The organism is Streptomyces sp. NPDC032091, from assembly GCF_055580265.1.
Genome location: NZ_JBVILR010000001.1, coordinates 30,277 through 49,953 on the forward strand (window position 1 = coordinate 30,277; position 19,677 = coordinate 49,953).

At 73.3% G+C, this 19,677-nt stretch carries 20 protein-coding genes; 17 read left to right on the forward strand and 3 right to left on the reverse strand.

Annotation, left to right across the window (positions count from 1 at the left end):
* Positions 1–58: 58 nt before the first annotated feature.
* From ACZ5NJ_RS00125 to ACZ5NJ_RS00190, 14 genes are all read left to right on the forward strand, one after another.
* Positions 59–1,693 carry a CTP synthase gene (locus ACZ5NJ_RS00125; RefSeq protein ID WP_358895100.1) on the forward strand — a complete coding sequence of 545 codons (1,635 nt, stop codon included), beginning with the start codon at positions 59–61 and terminating at the stop codon, positions 1,691–1,693.
* Between the two features lie 75 nt (positions 1,694–1,768).
* Positions 1,769–2,425: an NUDIX domain-containing protein gene (locus ACZ5NJ_RS00130; protein WP_468760989.1), complete on the forward strand. Its 657-nt coding sequence runs from the start codon at positions 1,769–1,771 to the stop codon at positions 2,423–2,425.
* Between the two features lie 138 nt (positions 2,426–2,563).
* On the forward strand, positions 2,564–4,582 hold the full coding sequence (locus ACZ5NJ_RS00135) for a tetratricopeptide repeat protein (protein ID WP_468760991.1): 2,019 nt from the start codon (positions 2,564–2,566) through the stop codon (positions 4,580–4,582).
* 152 nt (positions 4,583–4,734) lie between these two features.
* Complete coding sequence (gene ald, locus ACZ5NJ_RS00140) at positions 4,735–5,850, forward strand: alanine dehydrogenase (protein ID WP_468760993.1); 1,116 nt, start codon at positions 4,735–4,737, stop codon at positions 5,848–5,850.
* A 461-nt stretch (positions 5,851–6,311) separates the two neighbouring features.
* Positions 6,312–7,349, forward strand: a complete 1,038-nt coding sequence (locus tag ACZ5NJ_RS00145; RefSeq protein ID WP_237292736.1) for a ParA family protein — start codon at positions 6,312–6,314, stop codon at positions 7,347–7,349.
* Positions 7,334–7,828 (forward strand): hypothetical protein, encoded by a 495-nt coding sequence (locus tag ACZ5NJ_RS00150; RefSeq protein WP_468760995.1) that lies wholly within the window; start codon positions 7,334–7,336, stop codon positions 7,826–7,828. The genes ACZ5NJ_RS00145 and ACZ5NJ_RS00150 overlap by 16 nt, the downstream gene beginning before the upstream one ends.
* A 156-nt stretch (positions 7,829–7,984) precedes the next feature.
* Positions 7,985–8,944 carry a segregation and condensation protein A gene (locus ACZ5NJ_RS00155; protein WP_468760997.1) on the forward strand — a complete coding sequence of 320 codons (960 nt, stop codon included), beginning with the start codon at positions 7,985–7,987 and terminating at the stop codon, positions 8,942–8,944.
* Positions 8,944–9,549: an SMC-Scp complex subunit ScpB gene (gene scpB / locus ACZ5NJ_RS00160; protein ID WP_468760999.1), complete on the forward strand. Its 606-nt coding sequence runs from the start codon at positions 8,944–8,946 to the stop codon at positions 9,547–9,549. The genes ACZ5NJ_RS00155 and scpB overlap by 1 nt, the downstream gene beginning before the upstream one ends.
* Positions 9,549–10,814 (forward strand): pseudouridine synthase, encoded by a 1,266-nt coding sequence (locus ACZ5NJ_RS00165; protein WP_468761001.1) that lies wholly within the window; start codon positions 9,549–9,551, stop codon positions 10,812–10,814. The genes scpB and ACZ5NJ_RS00165 overlap by 1 nt, the downstream gene beginning before the upstream one ends.
* Before the next feature lie 128 nt (positions 10,815–10,942).
* Complete coding sequence (gene pnuC, locus ACZ5NJ_RS00170) at positions 10,943–11,554, forward strand: nicotinamide riboside transporter PnuC (RefSeq protein WP_468761003.1); 612 nt, start codon at positions 10,943–10,945, stop codon at positions 11,552–11,554.
* Positions 11,551–12,639 (forward strand): AAA family ATPase, encoded by a 1,089-nt coding sequence (locus ACZ5NJ_RS00175; RefSeq protein WP_468761005.1) that lies wholly within the window; start codon positions 11,551–11,553, stop codon positions 12,637–12,639. Before pnuC ends, ACZ5NJ_RS00175 begins: the two co-directional genes overlap by 4 nt.
* Positions 12,636–13,370, forward strand: coding sequence for an NUDIX hydrolase (locus ACZ5NJ_RS00180; RefSeq protein ID WP_468761007.1), 735 nt, complete (start codon positions 12,636–12,638; stop codon positions 13,368–13,370). Before ACZ5NJ_RS00175 ends, ACZ5NJ_RS00180 begins: the two co-directional genes overlap by 4 nt.
* A complete protein-coding gene (locus ACZ5NJ_RS00185; protein ID WP_468761009.1) occupies positions 13,367–14,383 on the forward strand; it encodes an ADP-ribosylglycohydrolase family protein in 1,017 nt (338 codons plus the stop codon). Before ACZ5NJ_RS00180 ends, ACZ5NJ_RS00185 begins: the two co-directional genes overlap by 4 nt.
* A gap of 3 nt (positions 14,384–14,386) precedes the next feature.
* Complete coding sequence (locus tag ACZ5NJ_RS00190; protein WP_468761011.1) at positions 14,387–15,139, forward strand: nucleotidyltransferase domain-containing protein; 753 nt, start codon at positions 14,387–14,389, stop codon at positions 15,137–15,139.
* Here ACZ5NJ_RS00190 and ACZ5NJ_RS00195 read toward each other — a convergent pair.
* The 3 genes from ACZ5NJ_RS00195 to ACZ5NJ_RS00205 form a co-directional block, all read right to left on the reverse strand.
* On the reverse strand, positions 15,136–15,819 hold the full coding sequence (locus ACZ5NJ_RS00195; RefSeq protein WP_468761014.1) for a nucleotidyltransferase domain-containing protein: 684 nt from the start codon (positions 15,817–15,819) through the stop codon (positions 15,136–15,138). The genes ACZ5NJ_RS00190 and ACZ5NJ_RS00195 overlap by 4 nt on opposite strands.
* A 29-nt stretch (positions 15,820–15,848) precedes the next feature.
* Positions 15,849–16,325, reverse strand: coding sequence for a Rieske (2Fe-2S) protein (locus ACZ5NJ_RS00200; protein WP_468761016.1), 477 nt, complete (start codon positions 16,323–16,325; stop codon positions 15,849–15,851).
* An 86-nt stretch (positions 16,326–16,411) separates the two neighbouring features.
* Entirely contained in the window at positions 16,412–16,756 is a 345-nt protein-coding gene (locus ACZ5NJ_RS00205; RefSeq protein ID WP_468761018.1) for a DUF952 domain-containing protein, read from the reverse strand.
* Positions 16,757–17,053: 297 nt separating this feature from the next.
* Between ACZ5NJ_RS00205 and ACZ5NJ_RS00210 the strand changes: the two genes are divergently transcribed.
* From ACZ5NJ_RS00210 to ACZ5NJ_RS00220, 3 genes are all read left to right on the forward strand, one after another.
* Complete coding sequence (locus ACZ5NJ_RS00210; RefSeq protein WP_468761020.1) at positions 17,054–18,142, forward strand: prephenate dehydrogenase; 1,089 nt, start codon at positions 17,054–17,056, stop codon at positions 18,140–18,142.
* A 136-nt stretch (positions 18,143–18,278) separates the two neighbouring features.
* A complete protein-coding gene (gene cmk / locus ACZ5NJ_RS00215; protein WP_468761022.1) occupies positions 18,279–18,980 on the forward strand; it encodes a (d)CMP kinase in 702 nt (233 codons plus the stop codon).
* The gene (locus ACZ5NJ_RS00220; RefSeq protein ID WP_468761024.1) at positions 18,941–19,624 is read left to right on the forward strand and encodes a lysophospholipid acyltransferase family protein; all 684 of its coding nucleotides are present in this window, start codon (positions 18,941–18,943) and stop codon (positions 19,622–19,624) included. Before cmk ends, ACZ5NJ_RS00220 begins: the two co-directional genes overlap by 40 nt.
* The last annotated feature ends 53 nt before the right edge of the window (positions 19,625–19,677 follow it).

Sequence of the window (19,677 nt, forward strand, 5' to 3'; positions counted from 1 at the left end):
CGGACGCACCTCACCTCGCGACCACGGGAGCCCCCTCTTGGCGATGCCGCCCAAATCCATGACGACCAAGCACATCTTCGTCACCGGGGGTGTCGCTTCGTCCCTCGGCAAGGGCCTGACGGCCTCCAGCCTGGGTGCGCTGCTCAAGGCGCGCGGCCTGCGGGTCACGATGCAGAAGCTCGACCCGTACCTCAACGTCGACCCCGGCACGATGAACCCGTTCCAGCACGGCGAGGTGTTCGTCACCAACGACGGCGCCGAGACCGACCTGGACATCGGCCACTACGAGCGCTTCCTCGACGTCGACCTCGACGGCTCGGCCAACGTCACCACCGGCCAGGTCTACTCGCAGGTCATCGCCAAGGAGCGGCGCGGCGAGTACCTCGGTGACACCGTGCAGGTCATCCCGCACATCACCAACGAGATCAAGCACCGCATCCGCCGCATGGCCACCGACGACGTCGACGTCGTCATCACCGAGGTCGGCGGCACGGTCGGCGACATCGAGTCGCTGCCGTTCCTGGAGACCGTCCGCCAGGTCCGCCACGAGGTCGGCCGCGACAACGTCTTCGTCGTGCACATCTCGCTGCTGCCCTACATCGGCCCCTCCGGCGAGCTGAAGACCAAGCCGACCCAGCACTCCGTCGCCGCGCTGCGCAACATCGGCATCCAGCCCGACGCGATCGTGCTGCGCGCCGACCGCGACGTCCCCACCTCCATCAAGCGCAAGATCTCGCTGATGTGCGACGTGGACGAGGCGGCCGTGGTCGCGGCGATCGACGCCAAGTCGATCTACGACATCCCGAAGGTGCTGCACACCGAGGGCCTGGACGCGTACGTCGTGCGCAAGCTCGACCTGCCCTTCCGCGACGTCGACTGGACGGTGTGGGAGGACCTGCTGGACCGCGTCCACAACCCCGACCACGAGGTCAAGGTCGCGCTCGTCGGCAAGTACATCGACCTGCCGGACGCCTACCTGTCGGTGACCGAGGCGCTGCGCGCCGGCGGCTTCGCCAACCGGGCCCGCGTCCAGATCAAGTGGGTCACCTCCGACGACTGCAAGACCCCGGCCGGCGCCGCCGCGCAGCTGTCCGACGTGGACGCGATCTGCGTCCCCGGCGGCTTCGGCGACCGCGGTGTGAACGGCAAGGTCGGCGCGATCACCTACGCCCGCGAGAACAAGATCCCGCTGCTGGGCCTGTGCCTGGGCCTGCAGTGCGTGGTCATCGAGGCCGCGCGCAACCTCGCGGGCATCGAGGAGGCGAACTCCACCGAGTTCGAGCCCTCGACCCCGCACCCGGTCATCTCGACCATGGAGGAGCAGCTGGCCTTCGTCGAGGGCGCGGGCGACCTGGGCGGAACGATGCGCCTGGGCATGTACCCGGCCAAGCTCGCCGAGGGCTCCATCGTGCGCGAGGTCTACGGCGACCAGGCGTACGTGGACGAGCGCCACCGCCACCGCTACGAGGTGAACAACGCCTACCGCGGCGAGCTGGAGAAGAAGGCCGGCCTGGTCTTCTCGGGCACCTCCCCGGACAACAAGCTCGTCGAGTACGTCGAGTACCCGCGCGAGGTGCACCCCTACCTGGTGGCCACCCAGGCCCACCCGGAGCTCCGCTCCCGCCCGACCCGGCCGCACCCGCTCTTCGCGGGCCTGGTCAAGGCCGCGGTGGAGCGCCAGCAGCAGGGCTGACGCTCGGTAACGTAGACGGCCGGGGTACGGATCTTCCGTACCCCGGCCGTCGCACGTCGTGGGAGGACAACCGGCATGGACATCGCAACCGGCACCGGAACCGGCATCAAGGACACCGCGGAATCCTGGGAGACGCTGTCGACCAGGCGGCCGTTCCAGGGCGCCAAGACGGCGGTGGACTCCGACGAGGTGCGGATGCCGGACGGGTCCGTGGCCCGGCGCGACTTCCAGGTGCACCCGGGCTCGGTGTGCGTGCTCGCCCTGGACGGGGAGGGGCGGGTGCTGGTGATCAACCAGTACCGCCACCCGGTGCGGCGCCGGCTGTGGGAACTGCCGGCCGGGCTGCTCGACGTCCCCGGGGAGAACCCGCTGCACGCGGCGCAGCGGGAGCTGTACGAGGAGGCGCACGTCAAGGCGGGGGACTGGCGGGTGCTCGTGGACTTCTTCTCCTCGCCCGGCGGCTCCGACGAGGCGGTGCGGGTGTTCCTGGCGCGGGACGTCGCCGACGTCGAGGGGGAGCGGTACGAGGACGCCTCCTCGGAGGAGGCGGACATGCGGGTGGAGTGGGTGGAGCGGTCCGCGCTCGTACGGGGTGTCCTGGCCGGTGAGCTCGGCAACCCGGCGCTGGTCTCGGGGGTCCTGGCCCTGACGGCGGCCCTCGCCGCCGAGGGGGGCCTGGACGCGCTCCGCCCCGCCGAGTCCCCCTGGCCGGCCCGGCCGTACGAGGCGTAGTCCGGCGGTGCGCCGCCGCGCGGGCGGTGAGCAGCTGCGCGCAGCGGCGCCCGGCGGCCCCCGGGGGGATTAGTAGGCCCATCCGCTGATCCGATCGGGCGATCTGTAGGCCGCGCTCCACACGGCCCGTCGCTCTGCGTGAACTACGCTCAGCAACCCGAAGGCAGGGAGAGGAGCGGATCCGTGGCGGATTTCGTCGGGCGGCGGCGTGAGCTGAAGGAGCTGCGCGAGGACATCGCGCGGACCGGGCTCGACACCCTCTCGGGCCGCAAGGCCAAGGCGCCCCGCGCGCGGGTGCTGCTCGTCGCCGGACGCCCCGGTTCCGGCCGGACCGCCCTCGCCGAGGCCTTCGTGCGCGAGGTCGCCGACGAGTACCCGGACGGGCTGGTCCGGGTCCGGCTCAGCGCTCCCGGGGGCGAGCCCCTCGAAACGGAGCGGGCCGTCCGCACCCTCCTGGAGGGCCTCGGCGAGCGCACCCCGCCCGGGGCCTGCGAGGACGACCTCAGCGCCGCCCTGCGCGAGACGCTCAAGGACCGGCGGGCGATCCTGCTCCTCGACGACGCCGCCGACCCGCACCAGGTCGACGCGCTGCTCCCCGACACCCCCGAGTGCCTGGTCGTCGTCACCGCCGAGGGCCCGCTCACGGGCATCCCCGACGTCCGCCCCTGTACCCTCGGCGGGCTGGACGGCGGATCCGCCGTCGCGCTGCTCGCCCGGATCATCGGGGACACCCGGATCGCCGTCGACCCGCGCGCCGCCGAGGACCTCGCCGAGGAGTGCGGGGCCCTGCCCGCCGTGCTCGCCCTGGCCGGCGGCTGGCTCGCCGCCCACCCCAAGGCCGCCGTCGCCGACCTGGCCAAGCAGCTGCACGAGATGCCCCCCGGGACCGCCGGTCCGCTCGGCCGCGCGTTTCGGATCGTCTACGAGTCCCTGCCGCAGCCCGCCCAGCGCACCCTGCGGCTGCTGCCGCTGGCCCCCGCCGGGATCCTCGACTCGCACACCGCCTCCGCGCTCGCCGGCTGCTCCGTCGCCGCCGCGCAGTCCACCCTGGAGGACTTCGCCCGGCTGGGCCTGGTCCGGCACGACCGGGACGGGCTCTTCCTGCTCCCCGGCTGCCTCGCGCCCCTCCTGCGGTCCCTGCTGGAGACCAGGGAACGGCCCGCCGAAGTGCAGCTGGCCCGGGCCCGGACGCTGGAGCGGACCGTGCGCCTGCTGACCTCCTGCCGTGCCATGGCCGACCTGCCCGAGGAGGAGGCGGCCGAGGCCCGGGAGGCCCTGGACGGGCTGCCGCGCGCCCTCCGGTTCCCCGACCGGCGGGCCGCCGCCACCTGGCTGGACACCCGGATGCCCGCGCTGACCGCCTCCGCCACCCTGGCCGTGGCGGACGGGAACCTGGACACCCTGGCCCGCCGGCTGGTCTCGGCGCTGGTCAGGGCCCTGGCCGCACACCGGGGCACCGAGGCGGCCGCCCCCGAGCTGTACGGGCTGCACCGGCTCGTCCTGGGCGTGGCCGAGCGCCGCCACCTGCACCGGGAGCAGGCCGCGGCCCTGCTGAACCTGGCCGATCTGGACGCCGCGACCGGCCGCACCCACGAGGCCCTGGAGCGGTACCGGGCCGCGCTGGCCGCGGGAAAGGCCGCGAAGGACCCGTACGCGACCGGCCGCGCGATGGAATCCGTAGGCGGCGCGTACCAGGAGCTGAGGGACTGGCCACGGGCCTCCGACTGGTTCGGCCGCGCCCTGGCCCACGCCCTCGCCCGGGGCGAGCGCGCCGACGAGGCCCGGCTGTACGGGCGCCTCGGCAACGTGCACACCTACGCGGGCCGCTACGGGGACGCGCTGCGCAGCTGGCGCGCGGCCGCCGCGGGCTACCGCCGGCTCGCCGATGTCCCGGGTCAGGCAAAGGCGTTGAGCGAGATGGCACGCGTCCAGGAGTACGCCGGCCGGCCCGAGGAATCGCTGCACACCTGCCGTGAGGCGATCGAGCTCTCGCGCCGTGCCGGGGACCTCCGTCTGCAGGCGGCGCTCCAGGTCCGGCTGGCCGACACGCTGGACCGCCTCGGCGACCCGGCGGCCGCCCGGCTGCACCGCTCCGCAGCCGACAGATTGCTGGGAGACGACCCCGCAGCCTGCGAAATCCGCAGTAGCTCCGACTGAAATTATTGGTTTGCAAGGCTAGACAGCGCCTCATCCTTCATTAGACTGGCTTCACCACGTCATCCTGTGGTGCATCCCGTTGCGCGTTCTTGTGGGCGGGTATGTATGGAAGTGCCCCGTAACATCCCCTGAGTCAAGGACCGTGATCGACGATGAAGGTCGGCATCCCCCGCGAGGTCAAGAACAACGAGTTCCGGGTCGCCATCACGCCCGCCGGTGTGCATGAGCTGGTCCGCAACGGCCACCAGGTCTTCGTCGAGCAGAACGCCGGTGTGGGCTCCTCGATCACGGACGCCGAGTACGTCGCCGCCGGTGCCGAGATCCTCGGTACCGCCGACGAGGTCTGGGCGACCGCTGACCTGCTGCTGAAGGTCAAGGAGCCGATCGCGGAGGAGTACCACCGCCTCCGCAAGGACCAGACCCTCTTCACCTACCTGCACCTGGCGGCCTCCCGCGAGTGCACGGACGCCCTGCTGGAGTCCGGCACCACCGCCATCGCGTACGAGACGGTCGAGCTCGCCAACCGCGCGCTGCCGCTGCTCGCCCCGATGTCCGAGGTCGCGGGCCGCCTGGCCCCGCAGGTCGGCGCCTACCACCTGATGCGCTCGGCCGGCGGCCGCGGCGTCCTCCCGGGCGGTGTCCCCGGCACCCACGCCGGCGAGTGCGTGGTCATCGGCGGCGGCGTCTCCGGCTGGAACGCCGCGCAGATCGCCATCGGCATGGGCTTCCACGTGACCCTGCTCGACCGGGACATCAACAAGCTCCGCGAGGCCGACAAGATCTTCGGCACGAAGATCAAGACGATCGTCTCCAACGCCTACGAGCTGGAGAAGGCCGTCATCGAGGCCGACCTCGTCATCGGCGCCGTACTGATCCCGGGTGCGAAGGCCCCGAAGCTGGTCACCAACGAGCTCGTCGCCAAGATGAAGCCCGGAAGTGTCCTTGTCGACATTGCCATCGACCAGGGCGGCTGCTTCGAGGACTCCCGTCCGACCACCCACGCCGAGCCGACCTTCCAGGTCCACAACTCGGTCTTCTACTGCGTCGCCAACATGCCGGGCGCGGTGCCGAACACCTCCACCTACGCGCTGACCAACGCCACGCTGCCCTACATCGTGCAGCTCGCGAACCTCGGCTGGGTCGAGGCGCTCCGTCGTGACCCGGCGCTCGGCCTGGGCCTCAACACCCATGACGGCAAGGTCGTTTACGGTCCCGTCGCCGAGGCCCACAACCTCGAGTCGGTCGAGCTCAGCGCCCTTCTCGGCTGAACCGTCAACGACTGACGTCAATCTCACGTCTCCGGCCGGACCTTGCCCGCAAGGTCCGGCCGGACGCGTTTGGGGCGGCCCCGCGCAGGCCGTGCAACTCGCCTCGAACGTAACCCTTTAACCCTTTCGCGCACCCGCGAAACTTCACAGCGACAGCTCGTACGCCCTTGACAGAGTGGTGTTCGGTTGCCGACACATCGTGCCGGGTCCGGCGGATTGTGTTGCCGCTGAGCGGTGACACGCCATAGAGTCGCCAACCGTCGGCATGGTGCAACGCTGACCTATCGATAAGTGTCCTGGTCACGTCCGAGGAGGTAAGACGACTTGTGAATGAGTCGACATTTGCTCCTGGAGGTGGCCGGGCAGGGACGCCCGAGCGGGCACCGGCTCCTGGACAGGGGTCCGCCGGGCTCGAAGCTGTCGGCTCCGTCGCGGTCCGCACCTTCGCAAACCACCAGCACATGACGACGCCCCAGAAGAGCATGGACGGCCTAGACGTGAACTCCACGGCCGGCGACCACAGCGGCGATGCGCCCATTGGTTTCGCCGACTACGACCAGGTGCCCGAGGGGCACTTCTACGACCCCGACGCGGAGTACGAGCCCGACCCCGAGTACGCGGCCACCCTCGCGCCCGACGCTGCCCGCCAGCGCCGCGAGCGCATCGGCCCGACCGGACGGCCGCTGCCGTACTTCCCGATCCCGGGCCCGCTGACCGACCACGGTCCGGCGAAGATCATCGCGATGTGCAACCAGAAGGGCGGCGTCGGCAAGACCACGTCGACCATCAACCTGGGTGCCGCGCTCGCCGAGTACGGGCGCCGGGTGCTGCTCGTCGACTTCGACCCGCAGGGCGCGCTGTCCGTGGGCCTCGGCGTGAACCCGATGGAACTCGACCTGACGGTCTACAACCTGCTCATGGAGCGGGGCATGTCGGCCGACGAGGTGCTGCTCAAGACGGCGGTCCCCAACATGGACCTGCTGCCGAGCAACATCGACCTGTCCGCCGCCGAAGTGCAGTTGGTCAGCGAGGTCGCGCGCGAGTCGACGCTCCAGCGGGCGCTCAAGCCGCTGATGAACGACTACGACTACATCGTGATCGACTGTCAGCCCTCGCTGGGCCTCCTGACGGTCAACGCCCTGACGGCGGCTCACAAGGTCATCGTCCCGCTGGAATGCGAGTTCTTCGCACTGCGCGGCGTGGCGCTGCTGACCGAGACCATCGAGAAGGTCCAGGAGCGGCTCAACCCCGAGCTGGAGCTCGACGGCATCCTCGCCACGATGTACGACTCCCGCACGGTGCACAGCCGCGAGGTGCTGGCACGCGTCGTCGAGGCCTTCGACGACCACGTCTACCACACGGTCATCGGCCGGACGGTGCGCTTCCCGGAGACCACGGTCGCCGGCGAGCCGATCACCACGTACGCCTCGAACTCCGTCGGTGCCGCCGCCTACCGCCAGCTGGCCAGGGAGGTGCTCGCCCGGTGTCCCGCCGAGTGAGTCTGCCCGGCGCCGACGAACTGTTCCGCACGACCGGGGGGATGGCCCTCCAGTCGTCCTCGCCGCGGCGGGGCGCCGAGGACGCGTCGCCGGCGGCGGGCACCACGGAGCACGCGGCGGCCGCACCGGCGGACGGCACGGCGAGGACCACCGGGGACGGCCCGGCGGTGGGCGCGCAGCGCAGGCCGCAGGAAGGTTCTGCCAGCCCCGCGGGCGCCGGACCCCGGCAGGGCAAGGGCCAGGGCCGGGGAGCGAACCGGCGGCCGAGCGGACGCGAGCGGCACGACGAGAAGATCACGGTCTACGTCTCCGCGGAGGAGCTGATGGACCTGGAGCACGCGCGGCTGGTGCTCCGCGGGGAGCATGGCCTCGCGGTCGACCGGGGCCGGATCGTCCGGGAGGCCGTCGCGGTCGTCCTGGCGGACCTGGAGTCCCGCGGCGACGCCAGCATCCTGGTCCGCCGCCTCCGCGGCCGCTAGGTCACGCCGGGGCAGAGCCCCCGGGAACGGTGGAGGGGCGAGCAGGGGACTCCGGCCCGTGCGGCGGCCCCGCCCGTCCCCCGGGCCGGCGGTGGGGCGGAAACGCTCCGCCAGGGCCTAGGCTGGCCGCTCGACCCCGCACCACCCTGGACCCGCATGCCCCCCAACCACCCCGCCCGCCGGCTCCTGGGGCGCGGCCCCGGCACCCCGCAGGAGCCCGCTGTGGCGCCCGCTGCGCCCCCGGCGGCCCCCGGGGGCATCGTCGGCACCCCCGAGGCCTCCGAAGCCGCCGGTGGCCCCGCGCAGGCCCCCGCCGGAGGCGACGGCCGGTTCACGTTGCGGCTCGACAACTTCGAGGGCCCCTTCGACCTGCTGCTCCAGCTGATCTCCCGGCACAAGCTCGACGTCACCGAGGTCGCCCTCTCCAAGGTCACCGACGAGTTCATGGCGCACATCCGCGCGATGGGCCCCGACTGGGACCTCGACCAGACCACCGAGTTCCTCGTCGTCGCCGCCACCCTGCTCGACCTCAAGGCCGCCCGGCTGCTGCCCGCCGCCGAGGTGGAGGACGAGGCCGACCTCGCGCTCCTGGAGGCCCGGGACCTGCTCTTCGCCCGGCTGCTCCAGTACCGGGCGTACAAGCGGATCGCCGAGATCTTCGAGCGGCGCGCCGAAGCGGAGGCCCGCCGCTTCCCCCGCACCGTCGGGCTGGAGCCGCACCTCGCGGAGCTGCTGCCCGAGGTGGTGATCGGCATCGGCGCCGACGGCCTCGCCCGCCTCGCCGTCAAGGCCATGCAGCCCAGGGCCAAGCCCGAGGTCTACGTCGACCACATCCATGCCCCGCTGGTCAGCGTCCGCGAGCAGGCGGGGGTCGTCGTACGCCTGCTCAAGGCGCGCGGCGAGGCGACCTTCCGGGACCTGACCGAGGACGCCCCGGACACCCTCACCGTCGTCGCCCGGTTCCTGGCGCTGCTGGAGCTGTACCGGGAGAAGGCCGTGGTCCTCGACCAGGAGGAGGCCCTGCTCACCCTCACCGTCCGCTGGTGCGGCGGGGACGGCGACGGCATGCCGACGGTGACCGACGAGTTCGACCGAGTCGTGGAGGCACGGGACTGATGGAGCTGAAGGGGGCCCTGGAGGCCGTCCTGATGGTGGTGGACGAGCCCGCGACCGCCGAACACCTCGCCAAGGTGCTCGAACGCACCCCGCGGGAGGTGGCGGCCGCCCTCGCCGCCCTCGCGGACGAGTACGCCGTCCAGCGCAGGGGCTTCGAGCTGCGCCAGGTCGCCGGGGGCTGGCGGTTCTACACCCGGCCCGAGTACGCGGACGCCGTCGAGGCCTTCGTCCTGGACGGCCAGCAGGCCCGGCTCACCCAGGCGGCCCTGGAGACCCTCGCGGTCGTCGCGTACCGCCAGCCGGTGAGCCGGTCGCGGGTCTCGGCGGTGCGCGGGGTCAACTGCGACGGGGTCATGAGGACCCTGCTCCAGCGGGGTCTGGTGGCCGAGGCGGGCACGGAACCCGAAACAGGTGCGATCCTGTACAGGACGACGAACTACTTTCTGGAGCGGATGGGCCTGCGCGGCCTGGACGAGCTCCCGGAGCTCGCGCCCTTCCTCCCCGAGGCGGACGCGATCGAAGCCGAGACGCAAGAAGGTGTGCCGTCGTTCGATCCGGACGCACCGGACACTGACGTAGACGACGACAAGACGACGGAACTTTGATGCGAAGCAGCGGCAACGGCAACGGTGGCAACAGGAACAGCGGCGGCGGCAGCGGCGGCGGGCGCGGTGGCGCCCGCGGCGGCTCCTCCTCCGGCGGCGGCGGCTACCGCGGCGGTGGCAGCGGCAGCGGCGGCGGCTACCGGGGCGGCTCCGGCGGCGGCTCGGGCAGCGGCGGCGGCTACCGCGGCTCCTCCTCCGGCGGCGGCCAGGGCGGCTCGCGCGACCGTGACCGCGACCAGGCGCCCCAGCGCCCCCGCAACCCGCGCCCCGAGGAGCGCCGCTACGACGTGGGCCCCGAGGGCGAGCGCAGCGGCCGCAGCGGTGGCGGCGCCCGTGGTGCGGCCGCGCGCGGCGGTGCCAAGGGCGGTCCCCGGACCTCCAAGACCCCCGGCATCGGCGGCGCCGGCGGCCCGCGCCGCGGCCCGGGCAGCCGCAGCGGGCAGTCCCGCCCCCGCGAGCTGGACGCGCGGATCGAGGAGCGCGTGCGCGACCGGTACGCCGACAAGCCCGTGATCAAGACCCCGAAGACCTTCCCGGGCGCCGAGCTGGAGGGCGAGCGGCTGCAGAAGGTGCTGGCCCGGGCGGGCATGGGCTCGCGCCGCGCCTGCGAGGAGCTCATCGAGCAGGCCCGCGTCGAGGTCAACGGCGAGATCGTCACCGAGCAGGGCAAGCGCGTCCAGCCGAAGGACGAGATCAAGGTGGACGGCCTGACCGTCGCCACCCAGTCCTACCTGTTCTTCGCGCTGAACAAGCCGGCCGGCGTCGTCTCCACCATGGAGGACCCGGACGGCCGCCAGTGCCTGGGCGACTACGTCACCAACCGCGAGACCCGGCTCTTCCACGTCGGCCGGCTCGACACCGAGACCGAGGGCATCATCCTCCTCACCAACCACGGTGAGCTGGCCCATCGCCTCACGCACCCCAAGTACGGCGTGCAGAAGACCTACGTCGCGGCGATCACCGGCTCCCTGCCGCGCGACATCGGCAAGCGGCTCAAGGACGGCATCGAGCTGGAGGACGGGTACGCCCGCGCCGACAACTTCCGCGTCGTCGACCAGGTCGGCAAGAACTACCTGGTTGAGGTGACCCTCCACGAGGGCCGCAAGCACATCGTGCGCCGCATGCTGGCCGAGGCCGGCTTCCCGGTCGACAAGCTCGTCCGGACCGCCTTCGGCCCGATCGAGCTCGGCGACCAGAAGTCCGGTTGGCTGCGCCGCCTGACCAACACCGAGGTCGGCATGCTCATGCGCGAGGTCGGCCTCTAGCCGTCCCCGACCCCCTACGGAAGCCCGCGGTGCCACCGGCGCCGCGGGCTTCCGCGTTCCCGTGTCTTGTGGCGACCCCCGGAGATGTTTATAGTCATCCTGACTATTAAAGGAAGCGGGTGGGCCCGATGGGCTGGGAAACGAGCTGGACCGAGATCCTCGGCTTCGCCACGGGCGCCGTGTGCGTCTGGCTGGTGGCCCGGCAGCACGTGGCCAACTGGCCGGTCGGCATCGCCAACAACGTGTTCTTCATCGTGCTGTTCGCCCAGGCCGGCCTCTACGCCGACGCCGGGCTCCAGATCGTCTTCATCGCCCTCGCCGCGTACGGCTGGTGGTCCTGGACCCACGGGGGTGGACCAGGAACCGCCGAGAGCCTGCCGGTGCGCCGCACCACGCGCGCCGAATGGCTCGGGCTGCTCGCGGCGGGGGCGGTGGGGACCGCCGGGCTGACCCTGCTCCTGTCCCGGGTCAGCGACTCCACCGTCCCCTTCTGGGACGCGCTGACCACCGCCCTCTCCCTCATGGCCACCTACGGGCAGTGCCGCAAGCTGCTCGAATCCTGGTGGCTGTGGATCGCCGTCGACCTCGTCTACGTGCCGCTCTACGTCTACAAGGGGCTGTACCTGACCTCGGTCCTCTACGTCGGCTTCCTCGCCCTGTGCGTGGCCGGGCTCGTCGGGTGGCGGCGCGCCCTCCCCGGGCACGGCGCCCGCACGGCCCCGGCGGGAGCGGCCGCGTGAGCGGCGGCAGGCGGTTCGGGCACGGCCTGGTGCTCGGCAAGTTCTACCCGCCGCACGCCGGCCACCACCACCTCGTGCGCACCGCCCAGGACCAGTGCGAGCGGCTGACCGTGCTGGTCTGCGCCGCCTCCGTGGAGTCGGTGCCGCTCGCCGACCGGGTCGCCTGGATGCGCGAGGAGCACCCCGGCGCGCACGTGGTCGGCGCGGTCGACGACGTCCCCGTCGACCTGCACGACCCGGACGTCTGGGAGGCCCACATGGCGATCTTCCGGGCGGCGGTGGGCCGGCGCGTGGACGCCGTCTTCACCTCCGAGGAGTACGGGACCGAGCTCGCCCGGCGCTTCGGCGCCGAGGAGGTCCTCGTGGACCGGGCGCGCAGCCTCTTCCCGGTCTCCGGCACCGCCGTACGGGCGGACCCGGCCGGCTGCTGGGAGTTCCTGGGCCCGGCCGTACGGGCCGCGCTGACCCGCAGGGTCGTCGTGCTCGGCGCCGAGTCCACCGGGACGACGACCCTCTCGCGGGAACTGGCCGCGCACTACCGCCGGCGCGGCGGGGTCTGGGCGAAGACCGGCTGGGTCGCCGAGTACGGGCGCGAGTACAGCGAGGAGAAGCTGGCCGCGGCCCGCGCGGCGGACCCGTCGGCCTCCTGGGAGGACATGTCCTTCGCCTCGCGGGAGTTCCCGGTCATCGCCCGGCGGCAGGACGAGAACGAGGACCGCGCCGCCCGGCTGGGCTCGCCGGTGCTGTTCTGCGACACGGACTCCTTCGCGACCGGCGTCTGGCACGAGCGCTACGTCGGCGGACGCAACCGCGAGGTCGAGCGGATCGCCGCGCGGACCCGGCGGGACCTGTACCTGCTGACCGACCACGAGGGAGTCCCCTTCGAGGACGACGGACTGCGCGACGGGCCGGAGCTCAGACCCTGGATGACCGCCCGCTTCCGGCGGGAACTGGCCCGCACCGGCAGGCGTTTCCTGGTGGTGGGCGGTGACCGTCGCGCGCGGCTGCAACAGGCCGTGGCCGCGGTCGACGGCCTCCTCGCCGAGGGCTGGCACTTCACGGCCCCGCTCCCGGAGCGCCGATGACCACCGCGCCCTATGACCCGCACGCCTTCGAGCCGTTCGCGGTGACCGTCGACCTGGCCGTGCTCACCGTGCGCGGCGGTGTCCTGCACGTCCTGCTGATCCGGCGCGGCCAGGAACCGTACGCGGGCGCCTGGGCCCTGCCCGGAGGTTTCGTACTGCCCCGGGAGTCCGCGGAGACGGCGGCCCTGCGCGAGCTCGCCGAGGAGACGGGCCTTTCGCCCCGGCTGGTCGGAGCCCTGCACCTGGAGCAGCTGCGCACCTACAGCGAACCGGACCGCGACCCGCGGATGCGGGTGGTCTCCGTCGCCTTCACCGCCCTCGTCCCCGACATGCCGGAACCGGCCGAGGAGGGCGGCGGCGACGCCGACCGGGCCCGCTGGGTGCCGGTGGGTGAGGCCTCGGAGCTCGCCTTCGACCACGGGCTGATCCTCGCCGACGCCCGCCGGCGGGTCGGCGCGAGGCTGGAGTACACCTGCCTCGCCACCGCCTTCTGCCCGCCCGAGTTCACCCTCGGGGAACTCCAGGCCGTCTACGAGACCGTCTGGGGCACCGGCCTCGACCGCCCCAACTTCCGCCGCAAGGTGCTCGCCACGCCCGGCTTCGTCGAGGCCGTCCCCGGAGCCGCCCGGCTCACCGGCGGCCGCGGCAAACCGGCCGCCCTCTACCGGGCCGGCCCCGCGACCACCCTCCACCCGCCCCTGCTGCGCCCCACGGAAGGACCGCCCCCGTGACCGCCCCCAAGCGCGCCGCGACCGGCGCCCTGATCGGACTGGCCCTGGGCGACGCCCTCGGCTTCCCGACCGAGTTCAACGACGTCCCGTCCATCCTGGCCAAGACCGGCCCGTGGCGGCAGATGCGGCTGCCCCGCCCGGCGATCGTCACCGACGACACCCAGATGACCCTGGCCCTGGCCCGCGGGATACGGACGGCCGCCGAGCGCGGCCGCGTCGGCCCGCTGCGCCTGGCCCGGCCGGTCCGCGAGGAGTTCGTCGACTGGTACCACTCCCCGGAGAACAACCGCGCCCCCGGCCGCACCTGCCTGGTGGCCTGCGGCCTGCTGAACGACCCGGCGCGGGACTGGCGGGACGCCAGCCAGACCGGCTCCAAGGGCTGCGGCGCCAACATGCGGGTGGCGCCCGTCGGCCTGGTCCCCGGCTGGACGGACGAGGAGCGCGCGGGCGCCGCCCAGCTCCAGTCGGCCCTCACCCACGGCCACCCCACGGCCCTGGCCGCCTCCGACCTGACCGCCCGCGCCGTGCACCTCCTGGCGCAGCGCACCGAGGTGACGGGCCTGGTCGGGCGGCTGCGCTCGTACGCCCTGGAGAACCGCACCCGCTACCACGAGCGCTGGCTCGGCGACCTCTGGATGCGCACCGCCTGCGACGCCTCGCCCGAGTCCTTCATCGCCCGGGGCTGGGACGAGTGCCTGGCCGTCCTGGACCGGCTCGCGGCCGCCCTGCGCGCCCCCTCCCCGGAGACCGACCCCTGCCTGGCCACCGGCGAGGGCTGGATCGCCGAGGAGGCCCTGGCCACGGCCCTGCACTGCTTCCTGCTCTTCCCGGACGAACCCCTCCTGGCCCTGCGCCGGGCGGCCTGCACCTCGGGCGACTCCGACTCCCTGGCCTGCCTGGCCGGCGCCTTCGCGGGCGCCCACCTCGGCGCGGACGCCTGGCCCCGTGACTGGGAGGGCGGCATCGAGTACCGCGAGGAACTCCTCGCCTTCGGCACCCTCTGGGACGCGTGAGCCGTGCTGGACGCCCTGAGCATCGACCTCACCCCCGTCGTGGCGCAGCAGCCCGACCCGCTGCTCTTCGCCACGGTCTCCGGGGCCCACCTCTACGGGTTCCCCTCCCGGGACTCCGACATCGACCTGCGCGGCGCCCACCTGCTGCCGCCGCGCGCCCTGCTCGGCCTGCGGGAGCCGGAGGAGACCCGGACCCGGATCTGGGACGAGGACGGGGTGGAGCTGGACCTCGTCACGCACGACCTGCGCAAGTTCGTCCGCCTCATGCTGCGCCGCAACGGCTACGTCCTGGAGCAGCTGCTGTCCCCCCTGGTCGTGCACACGACGCCGGCGCACGCCGAACTGGTCGCGCTGGCGCCCGGCGTGCTGACCGGCCACCACGTCCACCACTACCGGGGCTTCGCGAACACCCAGTGGCGGCTCTTCGAGAAGACGGCCGAGCTCAAGCCGCTGCTCTACGCCTTCCGGGCGCTGCTGACGGGCATCCACCTGATGCGGGCCGCCGAGGTGCAGGCGCACCTGCCCACCCTGATCGCGGAGGTGCCGGAGGCGCCGTCCTACCTCGCCGAGCTGATCGCCGCCAAGGTGGCGGCCGAGCACGGCGGGTACGAAGGGCCCGGCGTCGAGCGGGTCGGGCGGGACTTCGAGGTCCTGCACGGGGTCCTGGACGCGGCGCGGCTGGGTTCCGGGCTGCCGGAGTACGTGAGCGCGTACGAGGAACTCGACGAGTTCGTCGTGCGCCACCGGGAGGGTTAGGAGAGCGCCGACGCCCGGCGGGTGCGGTGGAGGAAGTCGGTGACGCGGGGGAGGTCCGGGGCGGCGGGGAGCGGGGTGGAGGTGAGGGCGGTGTCGGACTCCTCCGTGAGGCGGGTCATCCAGGTGTCGACCTCCTCCCAGGTCCGCTCGCCCCGCTTCACCGCCAGGAGGCGGTCGCGGTACGGGGTGGCGTCGATCTCCAGGCGGCCCGTGCGCAGCAGGTCGCGGCAGGACAGCAGCAGCCGCAGCAGGTGCATGGCGTGCTTCCAGCGCGGGGCGCCGTGCAGGCGGACGTCCGCGACGAGTTTGCGGTGCTGCCCGGCGGCGTAGCGGGTGAAGGTGGCGTGGGCCCGGCGGGAGAGGAACGCCCCGCGCAGGGACACCAGTTCCTCGCCCACCGGGGTGATCCGCTCCACCAGGGGTGAGTGCAGGCACTCCAGGATGTTGGGGTTGGCGCGCAGCGCGAGCTCGCAGAAGCGCTCCAGCTCCCAGGAGAACTCCTCCTCCCGGGGCCCCTCCACGTGTGTGGGGGGCTTGTCGAACCGCCAGAAGAGCGGCGTGGGGGCGAGGAAGACACCGCGCCGGTCGGTGTCGCTCGCCTCCGTGGCCAGCCCGAAGGCGCGGGAGCCCGTCACGCAGGCGTAGATCGTGTGGTCCCGGACCAGGGTGAGGTCGTCCATGCGGGGGAGGGTAGGCGGCGGGGTCCGGACTAGGCGAGCGAGATTTCGCCGTTCGGGGCCACCTTGATCTGCTTCTCCTCCAGGGGGCGCGTCGCCGGGCCGTGGGTCACCGCGCCGTCCGCGACCTGGAACTTGCTGCCGTGGCACGGGCAGTCGATGGTGCCGTCCGCCACCTTGTTCACCAGGCATCCCTGGTGCGGGCACACCGCCGAGAAGCAGCGGAAGGAGCCGGCCGTCGGCTGGGTCACCACCAGCTTCGCCTCCTTGAGGACCGTTCCGCCGCCGACCGGCACCTTCGAGGAGTCCACGAGGGGCTTCGCGGCCTGCGGCGGGGCCGACGCCATCGGGGAGGCGGCCGGCGACGAAGCGGCCGCGGACGGGGCGGACGGGCCCGCCGGCTCGGTGGCGGGCTTGTCCCCGCCCCCGCAGGCGGCGAGCGTGCCGCCCGCCAGGGCGGCCGCCCCGGCCGCGAGTACCGTGCGCCGGGCGGTCTGTGACTCAGTCATGGGAGCTCCGTGGTTCGGTCGGTGGCGGGGATGGCGAGGAGCATCCTGGCGCGTCGCGGGCTCCGATTGAAGCCCGCCACTCCGGTTCAGCCGCCCGGGTGCCAGGGGGCCAGCTCCGCCGCACCGCCGCCGGGCGTGCGTACGACCTCCCACACGCGCACCACGGCGTCCCGGTTCAACGGCCCGTGGACGTGCGGGTACGGGTCCTCCGGGCCGCCGGTGCGGCGGACCTCCGCCGTCAGGGCCGCCTCGTCGAGCTCCACGGCGAGCAGCGGGCCCGGCACCTCCCGGTAGTGCGACCCCGCGATGGCCAGGACGGTCGGGCGGTCCGCCGAGCAGTGGACGAACCCCTCGGAGGCGAGCGAGGCGGGGGCGTACGGGAGCTCCGGAGCGGCGCTCCAGTCCGTGAGCGGGACGATGTGGAAGATCATGCCGGTGGTTCTACCGCACCGGCGCCGACAGCCGTGCACCAAGTGGCGTTACGGGGTGATCCGGGTGACATTGTCCGTGTCGCGCCGACCAGCCCAGTCCTGGATCGGCACCGACGAGGCCGCCGACCGGGTCGCTGGAGGACCTCATCCGGCAGCGGAACCTCCGAACCCCCGGCGAGCGCGGCCACCAGGGCCCGGCCCCGTCCACAGGGCGGACCGCCGGGTCCTTCCTCGGTACCGAGTGGCTACCCTGAGTCAGGCCCAGCCCGCCGTCAAGCGATCACCCTTGGAGCGCCCGTGAGAACCGCCGTCGTCATCGGAACCGGACTGATCGGCACCTCCGCGGCGCTCGCCCTGACCGCCCGCGGCATCGCCGTCCACCTCGTCGACCACGACGCCGCGCAGGCCCGTACGGCCGCCGCCCTCGGCGCGGGTACCGACGAGGCCCCCGACGGCCAGGTCGACCTCGCCGTCGTCGCCGTACCGCCCGCCCACGTGGCCGCCGCGCTGGCCGACGCCATCGGCCGCGGGCTGGCCCGGGCCTACGTCGACGTGGCCAGCGTCAAGGGCGGGCCGCGCCGCGAGCTCGCCGCCCTGGGCGCCGACACCTCCGCCTACATCGGCACCCACCCCATGGCCGGCAAGGAGAGCTCCGGCCCGCTGGCCGCGACGGCGGACCTCTTCGAGGGCCGCCCCTGGGTGCTGACCCCGACCCGCGACACCGACCACGAGGTGCTGAACCTGGCGCTGGAGCTCGTCGCCCTGTGCCGGGCCGTCCCCGTCGTGATGGACGCCGACGCCCACGACCGCGCGGTCGCCCTGGTCTCCCACACCCCGCAGCTGGTCTCCAGCATGGTCGCCGCCCGCCTGGAGGAGGCCGACGAGACGGCGGTGCGGCTGTGCGGCCAGGGCATCCGCGACGTGACCCGGATCGCCGCCTCCGACCCCCGGATGTGGGTGGAGATCCTCTCCGCCAACCCCGGACCGGTCGCCGACGTCCTGGCCGGCATCGCCGCCGACCTGGAGGAGACGGTCGAGGCGCTGCGCGGCCTCCAGTCCTCCGACGAGGCCAAGCGCCGGGGCGGCGCCGCCGGCATCGAGGACGTGCTCAGGCGCGGCAACGCCGGACGGGTCCGCGTCCCCGGCAAGCACGGCGCGGCCCCCATGGCCTACGAGACGGTCGGGGTGTTCATCAGCGACAAGCCCGGCGAGCTGGCGCGGATCTTCGCGGACGCGGGCCGGGCCGGGGTCAACATCGAGGACGTGCGGATCGAACACGCCACCGGCCAGCAGGCGGGCCTGGTGCAGCTCATGGTGGAGCCGAGGGCCGTCGCGGCCCTGGCCGCCGAGCTCCGCGAGCGCGGCTGGGCCCTGCGCCAGCAGTAGCCCCGAGGTCCCCGGCGGGGCCGGTACCGGCCCCGCCGACCGCCCGGGAACGGCCGGGGCCCGGGCCCGGTAACCTGGTGAGGGGCGCTCTTGGCGCGCCCGGACACGTACGCGCAACCAGGAAGGTGCCCGCACCGTGGAATCCGCAGCTCCGTCCGCCGTGATCGTCGCCATCGACGGTCCCTCCGGCACGGGCAAGTCCAGCACCTCCAAGGCCGTGGCCGCCAAGCTCGGGCTGCGCTACCTGGACACCGGTGCCCAGTACCGGGCCATCACCTGGTGGATGATCACCAACGGCATCGACACCGACGACCCGCAGGCGATCGCCCTCGCCGCAGGCAAGCCGGCCATCGTCTCCGGCACGGACCCGTCCGCGCCCACCATCACCGTGGACGGCCAGGACGCCTCCGGCCCGATCCGCACCCAGGAGGTCACCTCCAAGGTCAGCGCCGTCAGCGCCGTCCCCGAGGTGCGCACCCTGATCACCGACCTCCAGCGCTCCATCGCCGCCGAGGCGGCCGCGCAGGCCGACGGGATCGTGGTCGAGGGCCGGGACATCGGCACCACCGTCCTGCCCGACGCCGACCTCAAGGTCTTCCTGACCGCCTCCGCCGAGGCCCGTGCCGCCCGCCGCAGCGGTGAGCTGCGCGGCAAGGAGGCCACCGACCTCGCCGCCACGAAGGAAGCCCTGATCAAGCGGGACGCCGCCGACTCCGGCCGCAAGACCTCCCCGCTGGCCAAGGCCGCCGACGCCGTCGAGGTGGACACCACCGAGCTCACCCTCGACCAGGTCATCGAGTGCGTCGTGACCCTGGTGGAAGAGCGGCGGAGCAAGTGAGCGATACGCCCTCCCTCAAGGGTGCGGCGGTCGGCAGATGCATCGGGATCGGGCTCATGTACGGGCTCTGGAAGCCGCGTGTGCTGGGTGCCTGGAAGGTACCCGCCACCGGCCCCGTGATCCTGGCCGTGAACCACTCCCACAACATCGACGGCCCCCTGGTCATGGGCACGGCCCCCCGGCCGCTGCACTTCCTGATCAAGAAGGAGGCGTTCGTCGGGCCCCTCGGTCCCTTCCTGGAGGGGATCGGACAGGTGAAGGTGGACCGCTCCGGCACCGACCGGACCGCGATCACCCGCGCCCTCGACATCCTCGACCACGGCGGCGCCCTCGGGATATTCCCCGAGGGCACCCGGGGCGACGGCGACTTCGCGTCCCTGCGCGCCGGCCTCGCCTACTTCGCGGTCCGCAGCGGCGCGCCCATCGTGCCGGTCGCCGTCCTCGGCAGCACCGACGCCGGGGGCCGGCTCGTCAAGGGCCTGCCGCCGCTGCGCAGCCGTGTCGACGTCGTCTTCGGCTCCGCCTTCGAGGCCGGCGACGGCACGGGCCGCCGCACGCGGACCGCGCTGGACGCGGCCACCGTACGCATCCAGGACCGGCTGACCGCCCACCTGGGCGACGCCAAGCGCCTCACCGGGCGCTGAGCGAGACTTGAACCAGTAGTGGCGCCCGCCGCGCGGGTACCACCGATCACCAC

What these genes read in the sequence shown, in the direction of transcription:
- scpB (WP_468760999.1), top strand. Translation starts at nt 8,944, where the DNA reads ATGGAGCTGAAGGGGGCCCTGGAGGCCGTCCTGATGGTGGTGGACGAG.
- pnuC (WP_468761003.1), top strand. Translation starts at nt 10,943, where the DNA reads ATGGGCTGGGAAACGAGCTGGACCGAGATCCTCGGCTTCGCCACGGGC.
- ACZ5NJ_RS00195 (WP_468761014.1), bottom strand. Translation starts at nt 15,819, where the DNA reads ATGGACGACCTCACCCTGGTCCGGGACCACACGATCTACGCCTGCGTG.
- ACZ5NJ_RS00200 (WP_468761016.1), bottom strand. Translation starts at nt 16,325, where the DNA reads ATGACTGAGTCACAGACCGCCCGGCGCACGGTACTCGCGGCCGGGGCG.
- ACZ5NJ_RS00125 (WP_358895100.1), top strand. Translation starts at nt 59, where the DNA reads ATGACGACCAAGCACATCTTCGTCACCGGGGGTGTCGCTTCGTCCCTC.
- ACZ5NJ_RS00130 (WP_468760989.1), top strand. Translation starts at nt 1,769, where the DNA reads ATGGACATCGCAACCGGCACCGGAACCGGCATCAAGGACACCGCGGAA.
- ACZ5NJ_RS00180 (WP_468761007.1), top strand. Translation starts at nt 12,636, where the DNA reads ATGACCACCGCGCCCTATGACCCGCACGCCTTCGAGCCGTTCGCGGTG.
- ACZ5NJ_RS00165 (WP_468761001.1), top strand. Translation starts at nt 9,549, where the DNA reads ATGCGAAGCAGCGGCAACGGCAACGGTGGCAACAGGAACAGCGGCGGC.
- ACZ5NJ_RS00145 (WP_237292736.1), top strand. Translation starts at nt 6,312, where the DNA reads ATGACGACGCCCCAGAAGAGCATGGACGGCCTAGACGTGAACTCCACG.
- ACZ5NJ_RS00155 (WP_468760997.1), top strand. Translation starts at nt 7,985, where the DNA reads ATGCCCCCCAACCACCCCGCCCGCCGGCTCCTGGGGCGCGGCCCCGGC.
- ACZ5NJ_RS00205 (WP_468761018.1), bottom strand. Translation starts at nt 16,756, where the DNA reads ATGATCTTCCACATCGTCCCGCTCACGGACTGGAGCGCCGCTCCGGAG.
- ald (WP_468760993.1), top strand. Translation starts at nt 4,735, where the DNA reads ATGAAGGTCGGCATCCCCCGCGAGGTCAAGAACAACGAGTTCCGGGTC.